18 protein-coding genes and 2 pseudogenes are annotated in these 25,146 nt (G+C 42.6%); 10 read left to right on the plus strand and 10 right to left on the minus strand.

Translation table 11 applies throughout. The features are described 5' to 3' along the window. Position 1 precedes the first annotated feature (1 nt). Positions 2-1,082, minus strand: a pseudogene (locus CYLST_RS33945) (IS630 family transposase). A 713-nt stretch (positions 1,083-1,795) separates the two neighbouring features. On the opposite strand from CYLST_RS33945, the gene CYLST_RS31375 reads away from it, so the two are divergent. The 6 genes from CYLST_RS31375 to CYLST_RS31400 all read left to right on the plus strand — a co-directional run bounded on the left by CYLST_RS31375 (position 1,796) and on the right by CYLST_RS31400 (position 11,939). After that, the gene (locus CYLST_RS31375; RefSeq protein ID WP_015186392.1) at positions 1,796-2,872 is read left to right on the plus strand and encodes a hypothetical protein; all 1,077 of its coding nucleotides are present in this window, start codon (positions 1,796-1,798) and stop codon (positions 2,870-2,872) included. Positions 2,873-3,057: 185 nt separating this feature from the next. After that, positions 3,058-3,504 (plus strand): DUF1257 domain-containing protein, encoded by a 447-nt coding sequence (locus CYLST_RS31380; protein WP_015186393.1) that lies wholly within the window; start codon positions 3,058-3,060, stop codon positions 3,502-3,504. Positions 3,505-3,507: 3 nt separating this feature from the next. Further along, on the plus strand, positions 3,508-3,714 hold the full coding sequence (locus CYLST_RS31385) for a DUF2997 domain-containing protein (RefSeq protein WP_015186394.1): 207 nt from the start codon (positions 3,508-3,510) through the stop codon (positions 3,712-3,714). Positions 3,715-3,844: 130 nt separating this feature from the next. Continuing rightward, the gene (locus CYLST_RS31390; protein ID WP_015186395.1) at positions 3,845-5,461 is read left to right on the plus strand and encodes an AAA family ATPase; all 1,617 of its coding nucleotides are present in this window, start codon (positions 3,845-3,847) and stop codon (positions 5,459-5,461) included. Between the two features lie 650 nt (positions 5,462-6,111). Further along, positions 6,112-6,660 (plus strand): WGR domain-containing protein, encoded by a 549-nt coding sequence (locus CYLST_RS31395; protein ID WP_015186396.1) that lies wholly within the window; start codon positions 6,112-6,114, stop codon positions 6,658-6,660. A 161-nt stretch (positions 6,661-6,821) separates the two neighbouring features. After that, the gene (locus CYLST_RS31400) at positions 6,822-11,939 is read left to right on the plus strand and encodes a DEAD/DEAH box helicase family protein (protein ID WP_015186397.1); all 5,118 of its coding nucleotides are present in this window, start codon (positions 6,822-6,824) and stop codon (positions 11,937-11,939) included. A gap of 476 nt (positions 11,940-12,415) precedes the next feature. Here the strand turns inward: CYLST_RS31400 and CYLST_RS31405 are convergent, their stop codons facing one another. From CYLST_RS31405 to CYLST_RS35015, 5 genes and pseudogenes are all read right to left on the minus strand, one after another. After that, entirely contained in the window at positions 12,416-13,423 is a 1,008-nt protein-coding gene (locus CYLST_RS31405) for an aldo/keto reductase (protein WP_015186398.1), read from the minus strand. A 27-nt stretch (positions 13,424-13,450) separates the two neighbouring features. Beyond that, on the minus strand, positions 13,451-14,509 hold the full coding sequence (locus tag CYLST_RS31410) for an NAD(P)-dependent alcohol dehydrogenase (protein WP_015186399.1): 1,059 nt from the start codon (positions 14,507-14,509) through the stop codon (positions 13,451-13,453). 87 nt (positions 14,510-14,596) lie between these two features. Continuing rightward, a complete protein-coding gene (locus tag CYLST_RS36260; protein ID WP_245587571.1) occupies positions 14,597-14,749 on the minus strand; it encodes a hypothetical protein in 153 nt (50 codons plus the stop codon). A 61-nt stretch (positions 14,750-14,810) separates the two neighbouring features. Beyond that, positions 14,811-15,587 carry an SDR family oxidoreductase gene (locus CYLST_RS31415; RefSeq protein WP_015186400.1) on the minus strand — a complete coding sequence of 259 codons (777 nt, stop codon included), beginning with the start codon at positions 15,585-15,587 and terminating at the stop codon, positions 14,811-14,813. A 56-nt stretch (positions 15,588-15,643) separates the two neighbouring features. Further along, a pseudogene (locus CYLST_RS35015) lies at positions 15,644-15,757 on the minus strand ((R)-mandelonitrile lyase); the annotation flags it as partial. Between the two features lie 281 nt (positions 15,758-16,038). On the opposite strand from CYLST_RS35015, the gene CYLST_RS31425 reads away from it, so the two are divergent. Both CYLST_RS31425 and CYLST_RS31430 read left to right on the plus strand, forming a co-directional pair. Further along, positions 16,039-17,022: an AraC family transcriptional regulator gene (locus tag CYLST_RS31425; RefSeq protein ID WP_015186401.1), complete on the plus strand. Its 984-nt coding sequence runs from the start codon at positions 16,039-16,041 to the stop codon at positions 17,020-17,022. A 171-nt stretch (positions 17,023-17,193) separates the two neighbouring features. Continuing rightward, positions 17,194-17,595, plus strand: coding sequence for a hypothetical protein (locus CYLST_RS31430; protein ID WP_015186402.1), 402 nt, complete (start codon positions 17,194-17,196; stop codon positions 17,593-17,595). A 1,288-nt stretch (positions 17,596-18,883) separates the two neighbouring features. Here CYLST_RS31430 and CYLST_RS31440 read toward each other — a convergent pair. Both CYLST_RS31440 and CYLST_RS31445 read right to left on the minus strand, forming a co-directional pair. Next, positions 18,884-20,107 (minus strand): ParM/StbA family protein, encoded by a 1,224-nt coding sequence (locus tag CYLST_RS31440; RefSeq protein WP_015186404.1) that lies wholly within the window; start codon positions 20,105-20,107, stop codon positions 18,884-18,886. Positions 20,108-20,312: 205 nt separating this feature from the next. Further along, entirely contained in the window at positions 20,313-20,837 is a 525-nt protein-coding gene (locus CYLST_RS31445; protein WP_015186405.1) for a hypothetical protein, read from the minus strand. A gap of 856 nt (positions 20,838-21,693) precedes the next feature. Here CYLST_RS31445 and CYLST_RS31450 point away from each other — a divergent pair. Next, a complete protein-coding gene (locus CYLST_RS31450; protein ID WP_015186406.1) occupies positions 21,694-22,086 on the plus strand; it encodes a plasmid mobilization protein in 393 nt (130 codons plus the stop codon). Positions 22,087-22,194: 108 nt separating this feature from the next. After that, complete coding sequence (locus CYLST_RS31455; RefSeq protein ID WP_015186407.1) at positions 22,195-23,580, plus strand: relaxase/mobilization nuclease domain-containing protein; 1,386 nt, start codon at positions 22,195-22,197, stop codon at positions 23,578-23,580. A gap of 38 nt (positions 23,581-23,618) precedes the next feature. Here the strand turns inward: CYLST_RS31455 and CYLST_RS31460 are convergent, their stop codons facing one another. Together CYLST_RS31460 and CYLST_RS31465 are read right to left on the minus strand one after the other, a co-directional pair. Then, entirely contained in the window at positions 23,619-23,873 is a 255-nt protein-coding gene (locus CYLST_RS31460) for a hypothetical protein (protein WP_041234253.1), read from the minus strand. 667 nt (positions 23,874-24,540) lie between these two features. Next, complete coding sequence (locus CYLST_RS31465) at positions 24,541-25,113, minus strand: hypothetical protein (protein ID WP_015186409.1); 573 nt, start codon at positions 25,111-25,113, stop codon at positions 24,541-24,543. Positions 25,114-25,146 lie beyond the last annotated feature (33 nt).

Here is a 25,146-nt window from a genome sequence, read left to right on the forward strand (position 1 = left end):
GCTAGGCGCAATTAAATATAAGACGCTCAAGGGCATATCCACCCTTTAAACTTCTAGCCTCCATGCCATCAATGATTGCTATAGCTAAATCATAATTGTTGTCAAACATCTGTCCAGCGATTTCATGAGTTTTTAGTTGATGCCACTCCTCCTCAATTCGATTCATCTCGGAACAATAGGGTGGTAAGAAGAACAGGTATAGTCCTTTTTGTTGCCACTCTTGCCATCGTTGTTTTGCTTTCTTACTTGTATGCAGGGAGCCGTTGTCGTGAACAACAACAGTGATGCGACCAGTTTCAGCTAAAGTCTGTTGTGCTTTGGCTGCAACCCAATCCATAACTTCAATGTAGCGTTCTGTTTTGAAACCACCTTGAACCAAGGCATACTCGAAACTGATCTGGGGCAACCACAAACCCAAAATACTGATGCGACCACCACGACTACCGACTTGTGCCATTTGTTTTTGGCTACCAATACGGCTGTAACTATAGCTGGCTGGGCTCCAACGACAACACCCAGACTCATCAAGATACTTGAGTTCGACATAACCATCTACAGTCGCTTGTTTTAAAGTATCTAGGTCTGCCTGCTTGAGCCGTCGTTTTTCTGGGTCTTGTTTTCCTTTATGACTATGACGCGTGCGTTTCCATCGCCAATTTTTTTTTGAGCAAACGTCGCAGACGGTCTGGACTCAGTTGTACATTTCTGTGTTGAGCCAACTTTTCTGATAACTGCAAACTGTTGTAGGTGCGAGGTTCTACTTCTAAACAATACTCTAAGTATGCTAAGTCTGCCTCCTGCCATTTGCGCTTTGCCCCTCGTCCTGCGGCCTCCCACAATCCTCCCAACCCCAAGTTCTGCCAACGTCGGAGTGTCGCTCGTACTGTGTGTTCGTGACACTCAAAAATTTTGGCAATCGCTGGTACATTCCACCCTTGGGCATTTAATCGAATCATGTGGGCGCGTTAGCGAAGCTTACCGAAGGTATCTCGCGTCCGTTGAGGAACTGTTGTCGCTTCTCGCAACTCCAATAGCGTCAAATTTTCTAAATCTGTTAATGCAACTCGTAATGGAGCAGACATCTTCTAGCACCCATTTTTGGACTCCTTTTATCTTATATTTAATTGTAACCACCTACTTAAACAAGAGAGCCAATCAAACTCAGAAATACCATTTTCCATTTTAGGTACACAGCTTCTGCCCATTCTGGGTGGGAGCTACTCAATTACAGAATCAAAGAACAATACTTCTTAACAAGCGTGCAATTCCCCTATATATTCAGAATATAGTTAGATTAGACGGAAACTTTACTCATTAATGAAACTTCCAAAAAATAAAATTAGACTTGGCAATTGCCTACGGCAGATTAATTAAATCCTAATCTTGATTAAGTGCGGGATTTTATGTTTTTGAAATGCTCCTTTTCATCGAGCAGCTAACTGTGGGAGGATAATGTTAGGAACCCATTAAGTTAAAAATTTAGGTTCTTAGGTTATTTTTATGGAAAACCTGGTTCAAAATCATTAAAAGCCTTATTCTCTAGGCATTTCATTTTAAAACAAGAGCATAATCCTTTATAACCATTGTCCTGTAAGGGTTTTGTTATAATCAATCCTCAGTCACCATAAAAACAACGCAAGAGCCAAAATTTAATTGCGCCAACTTTTTCAACCATAACCTTGCCGTTGCGGCAAACTCAAACTTGAAATCAGATTTTGGGAACAAATTGTGTAGCTATCAGTTGGAAGCTAACGCTTTTTTGAAAGTGAGCAAATAATATGATTCTCACAACAATATGCTACAAACAGTCATTCCCAACTCAAATGAAACCTTCCTCAAAGACGCTGTTGTTGAAAGATACAACTTCTCCAAATTAAACAAAACGCGCATCCGGTTCAAGATTCAGTTAAAGAAAACAACCAAAAGCAATGCTCCAAAATGGGCAGATGTTCTCAAATCGTCTCAAAATGAACAAGAATCAGACTTAGTAAAAGTTACAACTTCAGAAGTTGGTTTAAAAGGCATCAAGGTTTTCAAGGCTCTAGATGAAGCAGCAAACAAATTAAGACAAGAGGTTGCCTCAGTCCAAGAATGGATGAATTATGACAATGGTGATTGGATTTGTTCCATAGACCTAGCACCCATAGTCTGGAGTCAATTAATCGAAATTCGAGATAATATTGCCCCTACTTTACGCACTCAACTGAGAGAAGAGTATGACGAGGGTTACACAGATTACCAAGAACGGATTGATAAATTCCTCTCACTTAATGCTTGGCAGTTATCTGTAGAACAACAAGAAGAAGTTAAGCAAAACTTAGTAAAAGCTTTTCCCTGTTTAGAGGAACTAGAAGACTATTTACAAGTAGTAATTGGTCGTCCTGTGATTATTCCCGCTATCAGTGAGCAATTGTCAGAACAACAAGCTGAATGTTTGGAGCAAATAACTCGATTTATCGAGCATTATGACAGAAATTTAGAACAAACACTTAGAGAATCTGCGATCGCAGGCGGTGAACAACTAGCAGCCCAGTTGCTGGAGGATTTGAGCAATTGGGAACCAGGACGCAAGCCAGTCAACTTCAAGAAGAAGATGGAACGTCATTTCAAGAAAGTTCAAATGCTTTTGGGTAATGCCAGTTTTGAAGCAGGTAGCAGCCTAGAACAAATGATGACTCATCTAGAAAATATTCTCGAAAACGCTTCTGTGGATGCCAAAAAGCTTGATTCACAGGGGCGTTCTCAATTGGAGGAAAAAATGGATGAAATTTACTCCAAGCTTCTGGATGAACAACGTCATCTTCAACGATTAGCAAGTGATGAGGGTATGGGGTTAACCAAAGCTACAGCCATGTCTCTCAAACTTCGGTAGGAAAAAAAACCAAGAGCCTGTCTGTATCATCTTTGAGCAAACGCGAGGTGTGAGGTGTAGATGAAAACAATACACCTCCCCATCTTGCTACGCAATTGAGAGGGGACGTGAGAGAAATATTGGCTCTTTTGTCCATCACTATAAACCGTATTAATTTACCAATTCACAGTAATCAGAGGTAATAGATGTCACATTTCTCAACTGTCACCACAAAATTAACTAATCGTGAATGTTTAGTTGATGCACTACAAGATTTGCAGCTTACCGTGCAAGTTTATGAAAAACCACAATTGCTGAGAGGTTATTACGACGACTCAGAAGGAAAAAGTGCTGAAATTGTTGTTCCTGGTCGTACTTTAAATGTCCGCGCAGATATCGGGTTTATGTGGGATCAAGAAGCTGGGGTGTATGAAATCATTCATGATGCCTATGAAACCGTACCCCGACTGGGAGAAAACTTCTTTTCTCACACCCTAATGCAAGCTTACGGCAAAAACATGGTTCGCGCTAAAGCAGCCCAGTTACAAGAGCAGCTAGGAGAATGCACCATCACTGAAGAAACCAACGGTCAGGTACATACCTTGCGTCTTGCATTCTCAGCACATCAACAAACTCAACAAGTACGGAGGTAACTTATGGAACGGGCAATATTGATACATTTTGACGCTGCTACAGGTGAAGTAAAAATAGAAGCTGAGGGTTTTGATGGATTGTTCTGTGTAGAAGCAACCCAACCTTTTGAGGAAGCTTTAGGGATGGTACAGGGCGAACGCACCTACAAGCCCGAATCTCACCAACAGCTTCGTAGCACCAATACTCATCAACATCGACTGCATCAATAAACTCAAACCAGGGAGGGGGAAACTATCTTCAACATTCCTCCCTCTCCTCATTATCCTTCACGTAAACAAGCTTTGCTATTTCATCAATAAATTTTCACCGGGGAGTTACCAAAATTCCTTATTCACAACCATGAAACTATCAAACCTAATTACCACCATTGATTCTCAAATACCCATCGTGGCTTTAGAGGTTCTATCCCCTGAAGAAGCAACCATTATTCAATGGTTAACTACTGAAGTTATGGACAAACTCAACAGTCCTATGTATTTCTGGAATTTAGGAGTATCCAGCTTAGAACAATGTCTGATTGCTGACGATGGTGGACTGGTATTCAAATCAGTTGAGACTTATAAAAAGCCTCCTCACATAGACCCTCTAATATATGTATTCGAGTACATCAATAATTTCGAGGGGAATGGGGTTTTCATCCTGGGAGATGTTCACCCTTTTGTGGGTAAAAACTCACTGCAATTGAGTTGGGAAGTCCTCACCAGAGTCAAAAACTTGTACCATCGTCTCAAACCAACTGAAAAGCGCATTGTACTTCTGGGTCAAAACATTCAACTGCATGAATCTTTGCTGAGGCTAATTCCTTGCTGTGAAGTGCCTTTACCCAGCATTGAGCAAATTCAAGACCACTTAGAATCATATTTGCTGTATTTGCAAGAATCTGCCAGTGAGCAAGAGGTGAATTTTACAGTTTCTCTGACCACTGAAGATAAAGAAACCTTGGCAAGAGCAGCATTAGGCTTGACACTAGAAGAAATCAGTGACTTCCTGCGGTTGACTGTGAAAGAACGATTAACTTCTCAAGGCATTGTAATTGATGCAACAGTGATTTCCTTGGTTGTCGAATACAAGACCCGGCTATTGGCTCAGATGGGTATTGAATTGGGTAAACCAACGACAATACCTTTTGGCGGTTTGGATTTACTACGGGATTGGCTGCAACGCCGTCGTCGGTTATTTTCCCAAGAAGCGCGATCGCTAAATTTACCCCAACCAAAAGGGGTGCTACTGGCAGGGCCACCAGGGACAGGTAAATCAATAGTAGCGAAGAACATTGCAACTATACTCAATCTTCCACTGTTGCAACTAGATATTGCCTCAATGCTGGGTAGCCTAGTGGGAGAATCTGAAGGCAATGTCCGCCGCGCACTGAGTACGGCTGAAGCGATCGCACCCTGTGTCTTGTGGATTGATGAAGTAGAGAAAGCACTTTCAGCTAATGGCGATACTTCTGGAGTTTCACAAAGGATTCTGGGGAATATCCTCACTTTCATGTCGGAGTGTACGGCAGGGGTGTTTGTGGTGGCAACCTGTAATGACCCAACAGCTTTGCCCATCGAATTCAAGAGGAAAGGACGGTTTGATGAGAATTTCTTTGTTGACCTACCCACAGAACCAGAACGTTGTCAAATTCTCAAGATTCATCTGGAGCGATACGGTATAGAAGTTCCGCAAGAGTATCTGGAAGCGATCGCTGCTAGTACCAACAAGTTTAGCGGTGCTGAATTGGAAACTCTGGCATCAGAAGCCGCACTACTAGCTTTTGATGAGGGAAGGCCGCAGCAGGTGACACTAGCTGACTTAGAAAATTGCCAACAAAATATTACACCTTTAGCTGTTCAGGATGCTGCTGCTGTTGAGCGAATGCAGTCTTGGTCAAAGGTTGCGCGACCAGCTTCTAGTTCTGTGCAGGTTTCTAAGAGAAGTCTTCGTACTTCTAGGTTCCGTACCAATTAGGGGCAGTGTTACGGAAGCTGTCACCAAGTGCAAAGTAATAAGAGAAGTACCGAATTTTATTCAGGAGTCGGAACTTTATGTGTTTTGAGTTCAATTTAGTTAGTTTTAAGGGTTGAACAACGCGGAATTTTCGTCCCCAAGTGCCGACTCCATTGTAATTCGGAACTTTTTAGAAATCGCTATCCCTCATTATCATAAAGGCTGAAACGTTTGTATCGTAGTAATCACAGGCTACGAAAGCCCCCTGTGACAGCTTCCGTAACTATACCCCAATTAGTACGCAAGCGATCGCTATGCGGGTGGGTAGGCCATCTCTTTACTTCAGGACTTACGCAAAGTCTTCCATTTCTTGGCGTCTTGGCGGTATGCCTCCGGCTCCCGAAGGGATACGTAAAAGTCCTATTTCTTCGTACCCTGTGCGTAATTCCTGTACTTGCCACAGACATCTCAGGACAAAGAAGCGATCGCTATCTAATCACCAATTCAATAGGACTTACGCAAGATATGACTGAAAACTTTATTCTTACGTAGCGGTAATTCATGTAGCCATAGACTTCCCGTAGGGTATTACCGCTACTTTCGTTCTGCTTTGCGTAAGTCCTGTTCAACTTTTTAGCTGATTGTTACCATGAAATCTCGCTGTATTAATTATGGAAATATACTTAGTATTTGTAGATGCTGCTCAAAACAGTAACAAATTCTGGAGTGCAAAGGTTGAGCAAGGTAATCTAACTGTTGAGTGGGGTAGAGTAGGCTACAAATCTCAGCAGAAAGTTCACTATTTCGGTAATTCTCAACAAGCAGTTTCTAAATTTCACAATCTTGTTGCTGAAAAGAAAATGAAAGGATACGGAGAAAGCCAACCTCAAATTGATAGCACTTCTGATTCTCTGGAAATCAAAAGAGCTATCCAATTACTGGAAATTTTGCGTCCTTATGTAGCAGGAAGGCAATTTGCAAATAGTAATTATCTAGACTCTTTAAACCAATATCTAAAAATAGTTCCTACACCTTTAGGAATGAAAATAGACCCTTCTTTAATATACCGTAATGTAGGGGATGTTGATCACCAGCTATCACTGCTGAACTCTTTGTTGAAAACTGATTATGTGCTGGCTGATAACGCTACAGAGGAATCTGTTAATAACAGAGTTATCAGTCTCAAAAGTATTGGTAAGAACTTTTGGAGGCATATATAAAACCATTGAGTATAGCTTACTTATAAATGTAAGCTATACTCTTCATTTTTTTATCTCAACGTCAAAGTACAAACAAAAATTATATTATGACGAGTAGCTAGTTAAATTATTAATTTGCGCTATCGCGCCCATTCCCAAAGCTAATTTTTGGAGAATGGGATATGTTGACAATCAACTCAACAATTGAAACCGAATTAAAAACAACTCCCAAACAAAGGTGGGAGAACAACAAACAAGCAATTATCACCCTGCAAACCCTCAGCGGCTCCCCCAACCAAGAGCAACTGCAAATATTAGCCAAATTCAATGGATGGGGCTGCCTACCAGAAATATTTAGCTTAAACCCACAAAGTGGCTGGGTTGCCAAAGCGCAACAAGAACTGAAAAGCCTACTGGGTGAAGATGAATTTAATCATGCCGCCAGCAGCATATTAAATGCCCATTATACAGAACCCACAATTATCCGCAGTATTTGGGAAATGCTATCACAAATCGGATTTACCGGAGGCAGAATCTTAGAACCAGCCTGCGGTACCGGCTTATTCTTTGGATTAATGCCAGAACAAATACGCCGCAACTCAAAGTTATTTGGCATTGAATTAGATAAAATACCCGCTACCATAGCCAAACATCTATATCCTGAAGCTCAATTCTACAATCAGGGATTTGAAGAAGTAAGCTTCCCGGACGCATATTTTGATCTGGTATGTGGGAATTTTCCCTTTGGTGACTATGGAGTAAATGACCCAAAATATAACTTTCTAGGAGTTAGCATCCATAACTACTTCCTCGCCAAATCTGCCGACCTTGTGAGAGAGGGAGGATTAATAGCAGTGATTACTTCTGCATACACCCTAGATGCGCCTAGTTCTCAAAAGTTCCGAGGTTGGTTAGGACAAAAACTAGAACTTGTGACAGCAGTAAGACTTCCCAATGGAGTATTTAACGCAATAGCTAGAACTCAAGTAAGCCCAATTTTGCTGATATTCCAAAGAGTGAAATATCCTAGTCAGTCCAACATATCAAAATGGATGAATACTCAAAAAATCCAAATTGTTTCTCAAGATTGGGGTAATGAAGGTGAAAAAGCTAAAGCCCATCTCAACGAGTATTTCTTAAGTGAATTTCAAGGGAGAAGCTTTGATAAATATTATCAAGAGCATTTGTGGAAATATCCCCAATCTACACATTTCCAACAGAGAATTTATCCTCATGTACATCACTTACTAGGAACACCAAGCATTAACAAACTCTATGGAGAAGGTTTTGCTCTCTTAGATGACGGCAGAGAATTATCTGAAGCTCTAACCAAAATTCCTCTAAACGTTAACTACTCTCCTAAAGAACAAGAAGCAGAACTACTTTTAGTTCCACCCGAATTGCAACATATTAAAGAAATGGCTTTCTGTATTCATAAAAACCAGATTTACCAAAGAGCAAAAAGCCATTTAGCACTGGTAGAAACAGTAGAAAAAAATCGAATTGAAGACTTTTGGCAACTGCGTAGCTGCCTTACAAAAGTTATCAATGCCCAACAAAGAGTAGATGATGAAGAATTAACACAACTCCAACAAAAACTGAAATACAGCTACAACTCATTCATTCAGAGATGGGGCAGAATCAATAGCAAGTACAACCTAGAACACCTGGGGAAAGACCCCAATTATTATTTAGTAAGAACTCTAAAAAAGAGTAATTACAAACTAGCCGATATTTTCTCTAAACGAGTCTGTCGCTCATATTCTGCACCCACCAAAGTCAAATCAGCACAAGATGCTTTGACACATTCTCTCAACACAAAAGGTTGCCTAGATTTAAACTATATCTCACAAATCAGCAACCTCGTTCCAGAGAAGATCATCCAACAACTTGATGCTGATAACCTAATCTTCTACAATCCAAGTACACAGAAATGGGAACTCACTGCTCAGTATTTATCTGGTAACGTCTACAGAAAACTACAAGAAGCAATTGCTGCTAACTTGCCAAAAAACATAGAGGCACTCAAAGCAATTCAGCCATTGCCAATGTTACCAGATGCCACAGAAGATATCAAACTTGCCTGCCTAGAAACATCAAACATTGATTGGAATTCTCTTGCAGATTCCCAAAAAGACAAAATCCTGAATAAGAAGATTCACATAATGCTTGGTACAAACTGGATTAAACCAGAAATCTACCAGCAATTTGCTAGAGAAATACTGAAAATTAAAGTGACAATATCTCACATTACTTCATCCAGCACATCTTTTTGGACAATAGGAGGAAATTCTGACGATATTACAGAATATGGCACTAGTTACTTAGATAGCGCCAAACTCTTGGAAAAAGGATTAAATCGTCAAGACCCCAGAATCATTATTTACGAAAGCAAAGATACCATTAATACTCTAGCATCTAATGAAGCGACAGAAGAAGCCAGAGCTAAATTAGAAGTAATCAAATTTGCTTTTAGAAACTGGATTTGGGAGAATCAGCAAAGATGCGTTGAACTGTATACCTACTACAACACACATATCAACGTTTTCGCTGCCCGAAAATACAACGGTAGCTACCTAAAACTTCCAGGTAGTAATCCTAATGTTCACCTCAACTATTGGCAGTTAGATGCCGTTTCCAGAATTCTAGAAGAAAATGCCACCTTCCTTGCTCATGATGTAGGACTGGGTAAAACATACACCATGATTGCTGCCATCATGGAATGTCGGAGGTTGGGATTAGCTAATAAGCCAATGTTAGTAGTGTTAAATGGCACAGAAAACCAAATTGAAGCAAGCTTTCGAGATTTGTATCCAATGGCAAACTTATTAGTTCCTGATAAGCTAGATGCCGAAGGTAGAAAGATGTTCACTGCTGCCATTCAAACGGGAGATTTTGATTGCACTATCATTACACATTCCCAATTCTTCAGTTTGGCATTATCGGAAGATTATCAACTAGCTTTCCACAACCAAGAAAAAGAAATTCTCCAAAGTTTCTTGAGAAATGAGTCAAATGACAGAATCACCACTAAACAATTGAAAAAGGCATTAAAAAGCCTAGAGAATAAAATCAAGAAGGTGACAGAATCAAGCAGAAAAGACAATCACATCGACTTTGATAATCTGACAGATATGCTGGTGATAGATGAAGTTCATGAATTTAAGAACTTATCTATCATAACCAAGATGTACAACATCAGAGGCATCCCCAACAATTGGAGTCAACGCGCTAGTGATACCTACATGAAAATTCTGCATATTCTGGGAGATATGCTCACAGAAACTTGTTCCCAATTAAAAGGAAAAGTAATTGGCGCAACTGGCACAATTCTGTCAAATACTATGGCAGAATTATTCAATTGGATGCGGATGTTCCAACTTCCTAAATTACGAGAATTGGGAATAGAAACTTTCGATGAGTGGGCTAGTCAATTTGCCGAACCTACCTCCTCTGCTGAAGTTACTGCTAGTGGTAAGTATAAGGTAGTTACTCGGTTTAAGAGTTTCTGCAATATCCAAGCTCTCAGAGGACTAATGGATCAGTTTGTTGATCTCCAAACAAATGATAACATTGGCGATGTCCTGAAACGCCCAAAACCTAAATTTGTAGATGTCGTTGTAGAACCATCCCCAGCACAGCTACAATTTCTCAGGGAAGCTCTCAAAAGGTCTGAGAAAATTCATAATCGGCAAGTTGCACCCAGCATTGATAATATGCTGAAGGTGACGACAGACCTCACAAAAGCTGCTCTAACTATGCGCTTGTTGGGAGAAACGCAGGAAGCAGAGGTCAGCAAGTTGCATGAGTGCGCTTGGAACATCTGGCAAATTTGGAAGCTAACTACTACTGTCAAAGGGACTCAACTGATATTTTGTGATGCCAGTATTCCCAAACCAGACAAATACAGCACCTACTTGTATTTGAAAATGCTGCTCATGGCATTAGGTATCCCAGAATCGCAAATTGCGTTTGTCCATGATTTTAATAAATCCAAGCGCACTAAACTTTTTGAGTTAATTGATGCTGGTGAGGTGCGTGTTCTGCTGGGAAGTACGAAAAAGTTAGGTACTGGTTGCAATGTCCACCGTCGCGGATTATGGGCTATACACCACCTAGATGCCCCTTGGCGACCATCTGACCTGACTCAACGGGAGGGGAGAGGTATCAGGCAGGGAAATGGGGAATTTATGGGTTGTACGCTGCCTTTTGTTTGGATATTTAGGTATGTTACGGAACGTCTAGATGCTCTCAGATGGCAAACTTTACAGTGGAAACAGGAAATGACTGCTAAGTTCCTCAACGGTGAGGATTTAGATAATGTTGAAGATTGTGATAAAGGAATTTATTCCTATGCTCAAATTAAGTCGATGGCTACAGGAAACTCTCTGTTAATTGAGGAGTCTAATCTGCGGAGTGAGTTGAATTCTTTGCTCATTCAACAAAGGAGTCACCAAAGGCAGCAATTCAGTTTGGGGTGGAATATAGATAGCTGGAATCGGAAAATTCAAACTTTGGAGCGCCAAATTCAATTTCTTGAGGAAGACCTCAAAGCTACCAAGCCAGTTTTGACGGGAAGAGAAACGGAGCAACTCTCAAAACGAATATCTCTTGAATGCAGAGATATTATCCAACAAAAAAATATCTCTGCCAGGAAAATTGCTGCTTACCGAGGATTTGATGTGTATGCTTACTATCGTCCAGCCAATAGCAAATTAGGTCTATACATTCAATGCTGTGGTAATGAGTACTATTTTCCCTGGATGTTGAATAACAAAAGAGAAAAGCTGGAATTTCAGCGCTCAAATCCTATAATTGGTCTTGATGCACTGATAGACTCATTGCCAGAATATTTACCAGAGTTGCAAGAAGAACTTGAAAAAGCACACATTGAAAAGGTAAGACTTGAATCTCTTGTAGGACAATGTTTTCCACATTTAGAAAGAATTGATGAAATTTCACAGCGCTTGCAGGAAATTGATGCTGTTTTACAAGAGGATGAGGCGGCTTTGGATACATCAGAACCATTATCTAATGATGAAAATGGTGAGGATAGCGGAGATGATTTCTGGTTAGATGATGACAGGTGCATTCAAGAATGTTATGTTCACCCAGGAATAGTGGGTAAGTTGCTCGGCAGAAGTATTGAAGATATTCAATGGATTAGCGAGATTTCTCTAGCCGTCACCACCATTAAACCTAATACTTTTCAACTTCCTACATCTAGCACAAGTAACAAAATTCATGAGTTTCCTAGCAGTATAAGTAAGGTTGTGGCCGTTCAACTTAGTCTTTTCTGAAAGAAGTACTAGAGTTTTTGGTATTGAGAGAATCTCAGTTTTACAAAAACACTTTTGGGCTTAGTTTTAGCAACGGAAAAATTTTGAGCGTTAAGGCTGAAAAGCTCACAGCATAGTGGTTGTAACTAATCAGCCTTTGCTTTTTATCCTTACCGACTCAGCCACCAGCCGTATGGCTCCGGTAAAACTTTCGGCTCTTCGGTACTTTTTATGGAAAACCAGGTTCAAAATCGTTGAAAGCCTTATTTTGTAGGCATTTCATTCAAAATGATGGCATAATTCTTTATAACCCTTGCCCCATAAAGGTTTTGTTATAATCAATCCTCAATCACCATAAAAACAACGCAAGAGCCGAACTTTCTTGCTGCACGAACTCTGGAACTGTACGAAGCCAGGGGAGCTTACAGCGCCTGGCTCGTGGGACGCTACAGGATCTCTCACGTTAGAATGCAACCAGAGAACACATTTTTTGCCGTTCAGCGACCGGTCATTTGCTCCAGCTTTTCGGGGTATCTAGCCCCTTGCACCGTGATTTTGGCGGCGGCGTCATCGATATCACGCAGATCGTCGGGCGTGAGTTCGACTGAGACTGCCCCGATGTTTTCGTCCAAGCGATGCAGCTTCGTGGTGCCTGGAATCGGAACAATCCACGGCTTCTGGGCCAGCAGCCAGGCGATCGCAATCTGAGCAGGTGTCGCCTGCTTCCGTTGGGCGATGCTGCCGAGCAAATTAATCAAAGCTTGATTCGTCTTGAGCGCTAGGGGCGTGAAGCGAGGCAAGGTGCTGCGGAAGTCGGAACTGTCGAATGTCGTTTTCTCATCCATCTTGCCAGTGAGAAAGCCCTTGCCCAGCGGGCTGTAGGGGACAAAGCCGATGCCGAGTTCCTCAAGGGTCGGTATCACTTCCTGCTCAGGAGTCCTCGTCCACAATGAATACTCGCTCTGGAGAGCAGTAATCGGCTGGACGGCGTGGGCGCGACGAATGGTTTGCACTCCTGCTTCAGAGAGTCCAAAGTGCTTAACCTTACCTTCCTGAATCAGTTCCTTCACCGCTCCTGCCACATCTTCAATCGGCACGTTCGGGTCAACCCGGTGCTGATAGAGCAGGTCGATTGCCTCAACCTTGAGTCGCTTGAGCGAGCCTTCCACGGCTTCCTTGATATGCTCCGGCCGGCTATTCAGTCCTGGTGAACCCTTCATGCCACGGGGATCAGAATTAGGACTCAGGTCGAACCCGAATTTGGTGGCAATGACCACTTGCCCACGGAAGGGAGCGAGGGCTTCGCCCACAAGCTCTTCGTTGGTGAACGGGCCGTAGACCTCGGCAGTGTCAAAGAAAGTAACGCCGCGTTCGACAGCGGCCCCCAGAAGAGCGGTCATCTCCTGGGTGTCTTTGGGCGGGCCATAAGAAAAGCTCATTCCCATGCAGCCTAGCCCGATAGCCGAGACTTCTAAGTTGCTGTTTCCAAGTTGGCGTTTTTGCATTGTTATTCCTTCGAGGTTCCACCTCGGTTATTCAGATTTTAGTGATGCCATATCGATACAGAAGCGGTACTTGACATCGGACTTGAGCAGTCGCTCGTAAGCTTCGTTGACCTTTTGGATAGGGATAACTTCGACATCTGCGGTGATGTTATGCTCGCCACAAAAGTCGAGCATCTCCTGGGTTTCGGGAATACCGCCGATGTTTGACCCCGATAGACTGCGGCGGCCCATGATCAGGCTGAATGCCGAGACATCCAAGGGCTTCTCAGGTGCGCCGACAAGGGTGATGTTGCCGTCGCGACGGAGCAGGTTGAGATAGGCATTAATGTCGTGCTTGGCGGAGACGGTATCGAGGATGAAATCGAAGCTGCCAGCGTGCTTCTGCATTTCGTCAGCATTACGGGAGACGACCACTTCGTCAGCACCCAGGCGGAGTGCGTCTTCTTTCTTATCTGGTGAGGTGGTGAAGACGACGACCTGGGCACCGAACGCACGGGCGAACTTCACGCCCATGTGTCCCAGTCCGCCGAGACCGACCACACCAACCTTCTTGCCCTTGGTGACACCCCAGTGGCGCATGGGCGAGTATGTTGTGATTCCAGCACAAAGGAGCGGCGCAACCCCGGCAAGATCGAGGTTGGTGGGAACGCGCAGAACGAAGCGTTCATCGACGACGATGCTATCGGAGTAACCGCCCTTGGTGACGCCTCCAAGGTGCTTGTCTGGGGAGTTGTAGGTGAGGGTCTGGTTCAGGCAGAACTGCTCAAAGCCAGCTTTACACTGGGGGCAGGTTCCATCTGAATCGACCAGGCAGCCGACTGCCGCGATGTCGCCAGGCTGGTACTTGGTAACTGCCGAGCCGACTTTGGTGACGCGGCCCACGATCTCATGACCGGGAACAATTGGGTAGACAGTAGACGTGAAGCTGCTCCACTCGTTACGCACCGAATGAAGATCGGAGTGGCAGACGCCACAGAAAAGGATGGAGAGTTGCACGTCGTGTTCGGTTGGCTCGCGCCGCTCGATTGTGGTGGAGGCTAGTGGTGATGTTTCACTGACTGCGGAGTAAGCTTTGGTGTTGTACATAAATTGATGCTCCAATCTGGAAGATAAACTGGTTTCCATCTACTTGGTCTTGAATCTGCCCTGGTTAGGACTTACGCAAGAACCCTCTCAAACCCTTATTCCTTCGTGTCCTTTGCGTTCTTTGCGGTTCGTTTCTTCATGATGAAAGCGTAAGTCCTGCTGGTATTGTTCGTCGCTGACCTTGGACATCCAGTCCACGGGCTTGCCGTCGAGTACCTCCTGAGTGGCGATATGAGTCATCACCGTTGTTGCTTAAGGTGGCGATCGCGACAATGGTTTGTTGTCGTACTGGCGACGAACATCACTGCACCGTTTGGCCGCCGTCGATGATCATGGCGTGCCCAACGACGAAGGCAGCCGCGTCCGAGCACAGCCAGACGACGGCCGCAGCGATCTCCTCAGGCTTGCCCATCCGTCCGACCGGCTCCTGGGCAATCACCTTCGCGCGTCCTTCCTCCGTACCGCCTGTGAAGCGACCCATCATCGGGGTGTCGATGTAGCCGGGACAGACGGCGTTGACGCGGATGTTCTGCGCGGCGTAGTCGAGGGCTGCTGCCTTGGTCAGTCCGATCACGCCATGTTTCGCGGCGGTGTACGCGGGGCTACCCTTGATGCCGATGATTCCTGCGCCTGAGGACGTATTGACGATTGCGCCGCGTCCCTGCTTGAGGAGCAGCGGGATCTCGTGCTTCATGCACAGGAAAACGCCTCGGAGGTTGATGTCGATAATCCGGTTCCACTCCTCCTCCTCGTACTCCGCAGTCGGAGCCGCCTTCCTCGGCTCGATGCCCGCGTTGTTGAAGGCGAAGTCCAGCCGCCCGAAAGCCTCAACGGTCTTGTCCAGCGCAGCTTTCACGTCCTCGACCCGCGTCACATCGCACCTAACGGCGATCGCCCGCCCGCCGAGTTCCTCGATCATGCGCGCCGTTTCTTGATTGCCCTGTTCTGAAATATCAGCAACCACCACCCTGGCACCCTCACGGGCAAACGCCAGCGCCGTAGCTCGACCGATACCGCTCGCTGCTCCGGTCACAAACGCTACCTTTCCTATGTAGCTTCCATTCTCGTTCCTTGTCATTTTTTACTCCTTGAATTTTTCACCTAACAAGGTCTTAAAACCGCCGGATGCGGATATCAGTTGTGATATTGCTCGTCGCTGACCTGTTCCATCCAGTCCACGGGCTTGCCGTCGAGCCATTCCTGAATGGCGATGTGCGTCATAGCCGTGGTTGCTGTGGCACCGTGCCATTTGGGTGGCTGTCCCAATCGTAGAGATTGAGCACTTATCGCCTCCTCTATCAATAGGGATGCAAATTTTTTCAGAAGCAAAGTCGTTTTGATACTATATTGGTTGTCAGTAGGCGAATCTCTTACCCAATCAAAACTGAGTTTTCTCTTAAATAAAAATCCAGAATGCTTACAAGAAGCCGGAATCATTTTTCATTGCTTTAGCTTCATTCTAAGAATTCTCAAGGGCAAGCAATAAAACGATCGTCTAAAATTGTTGTACAATCCTGCTTTTCTTAGAAATGAACGCTGCCAAAACGAGTGAAAAGTCCGATATCGATTTAATGAACGACCCGCAGGCAAAGCGCGAGGCAGACAGAGCGCAAGCTAACAGAGATGAACTGACTGCCCGTATTGCACAGGTTATTCGTCGTGATGGGACGATTGAGCCGCTCAAAGGATTGCACTTCAACCGCTCCTCCTCGCCTTCTCCATGTGTTCATAGTGTTTCTATCCCTGCCTTTTGTATAATTGCCCAAGGCAGCAAAGAAGTTCTTCTGGGGTGCGATCGCTATCAGTACGACCCGATGCATTATCTGCTGGCTACGGTCGAACTGCCGATTGTCAGCCAAATTCTGGAAGCGTCCAAGGCGCAACCGTACCTTAGCCTTCGCCTCGATCTCGACCCCACTCTCGTTGGCTCAGTCATGGTTGAGGCAGGGTATCCCTCATCGCGCAGCCGTGCTGATGTGAAAGCGATTGACGTCAGTCCGTTGGATACAAATCTGTTGGACGCTGTGGTGCGGCTCGTCAGGCTTCTAGATTCCCCGAATGAAGCTCATGTTCTCGCACCACTGATTAAGCGGGAAATCATTTACCGGCTCCTGATGGGAGAGCAAGGTAATCGGCTCCGTTATATTGCAGTTCTGGGTGGCTATACTTACCACATCGCCAGAGCCGTCGCGCGACTTCGTAAAGACTTTAAGGAGCCGATCAAGATTGAAAGCATCGCCCGAGAACTGGGAATGAGTGTTTCTGGCTTCCACCATCATTTCAAGTCTGTCACTGCCATGAGTCCCTTGCAGTTCCAGAAGCAACTGCGGCTACAGGAGGCTCGCCGTCTGATGCTGGGGGAAAACCTTGACGCTAGCAGTGCTGCCTACCGTGTGGGTTATGACGATGCCTCCCACTTTAACCGGGAGTACAAGCGGCTCTTTGGTGCACCACCGATGCGCGATGTGGAGCGGCTGCGAGAAGCTGCTAGGGAGACTGCTAGTTCTATATGATGATCTCCTCAAGATGCCCTAATCTTGCCAGAAATCGCTACAACATAGCCTATTTTACCAGCAACAAATACTAAATTTGCGACATCTAAATACTGAAATTGATACAGAAAAAGCATTAATATATCGCTACGCGAAACATTTGTGAAAATCACTGTGTTTTAGGAGAGAATTATGCAATCTGTACTTAATTTCATGATTGAACTTATCTTTGTAACTTTCTTCATAACTATGTTTGTAGAATTTGTTGTAGGATTTTTGCAATTACTACAACATACAGCATCAGCTACACCAGAAAGTGTATCAAATTTAATAGCCATAGTCAATAAACCAACTATCTTTAAACAATTAGCTGACCCTTGGACAATGGAATTTGAAAGCGAAACTTTACACTGCGGAGCTATTAAGATTGAAACAATTGTCTTTCCTCTTCCTACATTGAAATTATTACCACCTGCAAAAGAAATTCAACCAGAACCAAAACGCCGAGGAAGACCTAAAAAGATTAATACAACATCAACTCCAAAAACTACCTCTACACGCAAGCGAAAATCACCTCAAAAAGCTGTTGCATAAATAAAAAAAGGGAATAAATTCCATAAATAATCCTGTTGGAGAATATATTAAAGAAGCCTAAGAGCTAAATAATGCTATTGCTAAAACCCAATTTTATGGGTTAGGTGTTAGTTAATAGGCTTTGAATTCTCCAACAGTATCCTGCTCCCTTTAGGTGGACAAAAATATTTGCCGTCATTGCGTATCCCTTACAGGAGCCGCAGGCATACGAAGCACAGCAATCTCAAACCCTTGCGTAAAGCCTTCGGCATAGCTGCGCTTACCGCGAAGCGTGTCCGCAGGACTTATACTTCATTTCGGGTTGCTTCATTTGCAATGAGATTGTGTAATTAATTATGTTTACCTACTTACGATAGACTACCAACTTTTTACAAGTTTAGTCCCAACGCAGCTTCTCCAAGATTCAATTAGATTCATATCTGATGCTAATCTCATCACTAAAAACATTAACAAAAAACAGAGAATAATAGGATATTCTTACAACCTCTTGATAGTTACAGCACTTTGCGTAACGGTTAGGTACAAGAGTTGAGGACATCAACTGGAAAATAAGATAAAACCTGTGTCAGTTAGTCGCGCAAAGTGTTGTAACAGTTATTCTTGACAAGATGTATTTACTCTGTTTATACTATCGAATATAAGATTGGTGCATTCAATATTCGTATGGTAATTGATGGATAGAAACCATACAACTTTAGTTTATTAAACGACTATAAAGTACAGTTAATATAACTCTACGACTGGAAATCAGCATAGAAAATGTAATTCATCAAAATATAACCTTCTGTAAATAACCTCTGGATAACTATGCAAATTATTTGTCCTAAATGCAAAAGTGATAATTGCCGTAAATTATCCCTAATTCATCAGGAAAATGTAATCCATAGCACAGGCATAATCAGAGGTTCTATAGGCTCAAAGTCCACTGCTGCTTATAAAAATGAAACTAAGACCACATCACTTGGCAAGACAGTAGCTCCACCAGGAAAACCAAAGTCAAATATCATCTTAATTCTTAAGACCATCTTTATTGCCTGGGGAAGCATTGTACTATGTACTGTTTTCAAAGCATTTTTTTTGCTTCAACTATTATTGTTCATCGTTTTACCTTTATATTCATTTTTGGCATTCAAGAAAAACATTTTATACTCACGTAAATATCCTAAGCTTCAGAAAAAATGGGAGGATTCCTTCATGTGTCAGCGTTGCGGAAACATCTTCGATAACATCGAAGTATAGAGTTATTTTAAATAAGTTATTTATCACATTTTTTTATAATTAAGAAGACCTAAAGCCTATCTGGCATTTCCAGAAATCCCTTAGGTTTTTGTGAAGACAAGCTGACAACCTTACTTCCTGAAACAGAAGAAGTATAGCTATTATCATCACTATCTTTCTTGATTAAATTACTCACTCCAAATAACACTTGATACAGCGCCCACACATCTGCTAATCGCACTCCCATTCCCACTTTATCCAGTCCTGGGGGAATCTCTACGCCACCATTCCAAATCAATTTAACATTGCTGTAATAAGTCTCTAACTCCGGCTTGAGGTACTTTGCAGTTCCACCGCATAAAATCATTTCGTCAGTATCACGGGGTACTTCCTGCAATAACCACCGCACCAACGCTCGAAAATATTCATCCCGACTAAGTTTGAGTGCAAATGACATCTCTTGTGCTTCCACCAAAACCTCAGCAGTATTTTTGCGCCGTGATAACGTAGCTAAAGCTTCGGGGTTACATTCAGAGCCTGCTGCTATTATCGCCGCAATTACCTGTGGGTCGTCTTTTAATAAACCACTGCACCGTCTGACAAAATCATCCAACATCCATGACATCCCAAAGGTATTCGATACTCCTGGATTTACTGCACCTTTAGTAGATATCTGCACAGAAGCATTGCGATATCCCAACATCACCACCGCAAGGTTACAATTCTTAATTTCAGCCCCTAAAATAGTACGACGGTGCAGATAAATACCTGAGCCTTCAGGCTTGACATTAAAATATAGTAACTTGACTCGCATTTCACCAGTAGGTGTCTTAAATTTTTTCAATCCCTGTCTTAGTTTCTGCTCTAGTCGCTCCTTGTCCTGATATTCTGATGGTGGCAGCAAAACGGCGATCGCTACTGTTAATTTACTCATCAGCTTTAATTTTTGACACAGCACCCACAAAATTCCGCAAATCTTTGGAACCGCACTTTCCTCTTTCAGTTGCTTCAGTAGCGAATTACCACCATATTTGTACCTTGCGAGAAAACCAACAGCATAATATTCTTCGCCAATACCCACCCAGCAGGTGTTCTCTGGATCTGTTTCACCAGATTTGGTTCTTTCATAGTTTTCCATTGATGCAGCTGATACATCAGCTATCTCTGGTTCCATACACAACAACATAGGAAAGGTATTTTGAGCAGGTACACTAGCAATAACTTTGATTTGAGAACCACCTAAATCTATAGCCAGTCTTAAATCCGGGACTACAACATTTACAGGTTTAGTCATTTTATTACTCCCTGGTAAGAAACTTTTTTGAACTCAATTCAATTACTTGTCCTCAGAGCAATCAGGCTGAGAATAAAAATTATATTTTAGAAAACAAGGTTTTATATTTCACAAATTCTAAAAAAATATGTAGTAGTCTTATAGCAAGAGTTTCGCAAGTTTAACCAGAAGAAATAATAAATTAAGTTTCAAAGATTTTTACTTATTAAAACAAGGCATCCATTTCATCTCTAATAGCCTTCTCTTCGGCAGATAATTCAAGGTCTACTTCTATATCTACGTTATCATCATCCCAAAACTCATCATCTTGTTCAACCTGTTGAGACAAATTAAATTGATTATCGCTGTTAACTGTCTCTGTCAGTCTATTTTCAGAAGCAATAGGTTGTACTTCGTCATTAGAGGTACTCAGAGCTATTTCTAAACCTTCCGTACTTTGTAAGAGTATTTTAGGTGATGGCAAATCTAGCTTTAACTCTATTTGGATATAATTCCACTGTCGTGAAAGCTCGAAAAATGACGATATCGCTAAGTTCTTTATTTTTTTCTCATCGGTACCACCTAAATTGACATATGCCATTGGCAGAAAACACATTCTGGCTGCTTCCCATAATAGTTCTTTTATGTTTTTATCATGGTACTTGAGTAAGTATTTTAATAACATCCCATCTAATGAATGTTCTCTAAACCTAAACCTAAGTCTAGTTTCTAACGATTTTTCTTCGCTCATATAATACTGTGCTTTTAAAGCGAACTAATCTATGTCTAGGGAATACATCAAGCGGCAATAATATTTTTTTGCCTTGCACCAAATATCTTGCAACATTCATCAACAAGTTGAAAACCAACAAAAAGTATAAATCGACTATATTTTTTGATAGATTGTTGCTCGGTCTTGATATAAGCTGTTGTGCTTTTGATTTGCACATCAAGGGCGGGCAAGACTTGTACTGAGCTTGTCGAACGCGAACAGCGTCTCGTAGAGAAGTATGCCCATCCCACAAGAGTTATATTAAATAATGTTATGCAAATTATAGAATTTTCAGCTTACCTTATGCTTTAGTCCTTACTACAAGACCAAAACAGAATTTTTAAGTCTCATCATGCTAAAAATATACTACAAGAGTAGTGCATGATGAGTTATCACAACTAAGTATAATTGCTTAATGTTTGGTGTGGGTCAAAAATGGTCACACAATGGGGACAAAGTGGGGACAACATGGGCAATTTATATAATTTGGGGCAATATAAAATGGTCGAAGAGGTTATTTTGATTCAAAAAATCATTTGATAGTGCCACTTTTTGGGTTCGAGATGGGGACGGCGTGGGGACGATAAATTGAGTCCACTATCTTGCGGATATCACTGTGATAAACCCTTCAAACCTTGACTAAATAAGGATTTAGCTGATGTCAAAACAATAGTATTCAATAGTATTCAATAATACAAATTTCTGCACTGAGCAAGATTCCTGGTGAGACGCAAGCCATGTTGCCTGTATGCGCTGTACGCGCATACCGCCCCCTCAAAAAGGGGCGACGGCAACGGCTTGCTCCTGCGGAGGGCTATTTTTGGAGATAGTCGTGATGTCAAATAAAACGAAGAGGACTGATGGAGTTGCCAGAAAAATTACGCATCCTGTTCGCTTTGCTGCTGATGAGTATGAGCAACTGAAGAAAAAGGCTTATGAAGCCAGGGTGAGCATTACAGAATTTATTCGACGTGCTGCACTAAGGCGGCGTGTTGTGGAATCTCCACCTCCTCCACAGTTAAACTGGAAATTGTACGAAGAACTAAATGCTATTGGGGTGAATCTTAACCAAATAGCTAAAGCGGCAAACAAAGCAGCGAAGTCTGGACAAGATGTGAATATTGATGTTGAACAGCTACAAAATTTAGTAGAATCTCTGCATACATCCATCAGGGAAACCCAGTTGCAATTACTGGAGTGTGGGGTAACAGAGGATGAGCAGGAATAGTTATTTTAGTTATTGAGCGATCGCCCTGGCAAGTCAGTGTGCTTCTCACCATCACCTTCATATCCCCATGTCACCCAATGACCAAGCGATCGCCTCGAAGGAGACTCTTTGATTGGCAAACAGTTCAAAAATCAAAGCTTTCGCTCCACCCTAGACTATGTGCTGGGTAAGGATAAAGCCACCATGATCGACAGCAACATGGGTGGCACTACACCCAGGCAACTAGCCAAGGAGTTTGGTGCAGCCAGAAGACTGCGGCCCAATCTCCAACGTGCCTGCGCTCATGTCATTCTCTCCATTCCCCACCGCGATGCATCTCATGAGAAAGGCATGTATCATGAGCATTTGGAGGATGAGCAATACACTGAAATTGCCCAGCACTGGCTTAAGGCAATGAAATTCCTGGGTGAAGAATTAAATCAAAGCCAGTATGTGGTTGCCCGTCACCATGACACCAATCATGAACACATTCATATAATTGCTTCTCGTATCCGCATGGATGGGTCGGTTGTACCAGACTCTTGGGATTACCGCCGCAGTGAGGTGGTAGTGCGACAGTTAGAAAAGGAGTTTGGCTTGGAGGCAGTATCTTGTAGCAGTGAAAGAGTGGCTACAAAGGTTAAAGAGGAATGTGGTATTGAGACAGCTGTTAGCGAACACCACGCCCAAACCCAAAAGCAGAGACATCACTCTTCCAGTAAACCACCTGTTACCCAACTCTTAGCTGACATCATTGATGAAGCGACAAAAGACCAACCAACTGTTACCCAGTTTATCAAGAGACTCCAGCAGCAAAGTGTTGTGGTTCATCCCCAGTTCAGCACCCAAGGGTTGTTTAAAAAGGCGATCGCTTTTGAGATAGATGGTGTGAAGGTAGCTGGCTACAAATTAGGTTCAGCATATAGCTTTCCTGGTCTTCAGAAAAAACGGGGCGTATCTTATGACCCAGAACGGGACTTGCCTGCAATATGTTCATGTGCTGCTGGTGAATTGGTTGAACTGCTACCACCGGCTATGGAGCAATTGATGGCAGTATCGCCCCCTGGTGAGGAAATGCCAGTAGGGATTACTTCCGATGGTGCATTCCAGACAATAGCTACAGTGAGCGGTGTGATGGGCTACGCCCCGCTGGATGCGATCGCCTCCGGCACTGCGCTCCGCGCGATCGCACCAGAAGGCATGGCACACCAGATGGTAACTGAGGAACAACACCACATTAGTACCATCAGCCCTATTATCCGGCTGTTTTGGCAGAAAGTAGCACGACCAGAAACATATTCAGGAAAATACTACGACCTTCAGCTAGAGAAAGATATTCTCAAGCTGAAACGCAAGAGTGGAGAAGAGATTGCAGAAATTACCCTTGATCCTAGTGCTGAAAGCCAAGATAAAGGGTTGACCAATGAGGATTTGACGAGAATGGAAAAACTGAAGGCGTTGCTGTTGACCCAAAGCCGACAGCAAATGCACCAAAACCAAGTGGATATGGATTAACATCCAGTTACCGTAACTGAATGTAATTCTCACTAATACTAAAAATTGTCCAACCTAATGTCCTTCCAAATATCAGAAACCTGCCACCCTGTCTTACCAACAGATAAAGTCACAGGATTATCACGCACCGGAATATAGTTAGGTTCTTTATTCTCTACATCCAGTTCTGGCTGTTCCTCAACCGCCGGTTCTTCAACATTAATTATATCGGGTTGAAAATTTTGCTCTTTTGCCTCCTCTATTGTTGTTTTTGCTTCCTGGAGCAGTCTTTCAGATTTTTTGATTAGTTTCATATCTCTTTGAATTTTGAAAACTTGTACACAGACAGGTTCAGAAGAATCTGAACATAAATTTTTAGAGAAGTTGTATAATTTTTTATACTTCACTAGCCTCATTATAAAAATTTAGCAAGAAAGCTTCTCTGAAATCTAACCCTTCATTTTTTCTTGACAAAACTTACTCGTCTAACGAGTAAATTGTTTAATAATTGTCCAGTTTTGTTTAAACTTTACCCAACTCTTACGGAAAAAACCGTAGGAATTATCAGAATACCTCAAATTGCCAAAAATATGACTAATTTGCACCATCGGTAACTCTAAATGTAGCACCCTGTGTCATGTCTGCCAAATCCATTGCCTGTTGATGTAACACTTGAATCTGACTCAACTTTTTAATTAAAAACAAATAAATAATTTATACAGCAAATTACAACTTGGTGAGGTACAAATTATCATAAGGGCGAACGGACTTAGCACTTACCCATGTACCTCATTTACCTGAAAAACGCTGTATAAGCATAATTGCTAGTAATATATAGCACTTTGATTTATACCTTTTAATATAAGGGTAGCCAAAACTATAAAACAAAAATATGATTTTTATTAGTAGCCACTTCAGATAAATAATTTATAAAATCTGGCAGGGAGTGAAATAGATATTACCCTGCACAGTTTTTGTTAGTTAGAAGTCATGATGCATTGGATTGTACCCTTGCTGCCGATAGTAATCATCTGGTTGTATATCCAGTGGGAGAGATTCAATCTCTTCACCATTGCGAATATCTTGAGACATGAGCGCTTTGCGTTGCAAATAACTTTTGCTGTCTGCAATTCTCGCTCTCATCTGCTGTTGTCCAAAATTTATGCCTTGTTCGGCATATCCAGCAGACAATTGATTGTAGCTGTCAACATCAATTTTTTTGCGGCGCTCCATTTCTGCAAGCGATTCATCAGTAATACCAATATTCAGAGCATATTCAGCATACTCCCGTTTGAGAGAACCATCAGAATTAAACTTCTGTTTCTCTTCTTCTGTAAAGAAGTCATAAGCAGTGTAATCTACCCACGTTTCTGGTTCACTTTCATCTAATAATTTCAATCGCTCATATTCTATCTTGAGTGTGGCAGCATAATCATCAATTGTTACCCGGTTGATACCTTTATCTAATCGCTCCTTTATGTAATCTTCTCTTAAAGTTCCTTCGGTGTTTACCCTTTTTTGATTCAAATAAAGCCAACGCTTTAATCTTGACATATTTAAATCCTCTTTACTTTTTTTCCACAAAGA

This window comes from Cylindrospermum stagnale PCC 7417, assembly GCF_000317535.1.
In the GTDB taxonomy this organism is placed as follows: Bacteria; Cyanobacteriota; Cyanobacteriia; order Cyanobacteriales; family Nostocaceae; genus Cylindrospermum; species Cylindrospermum stagnale.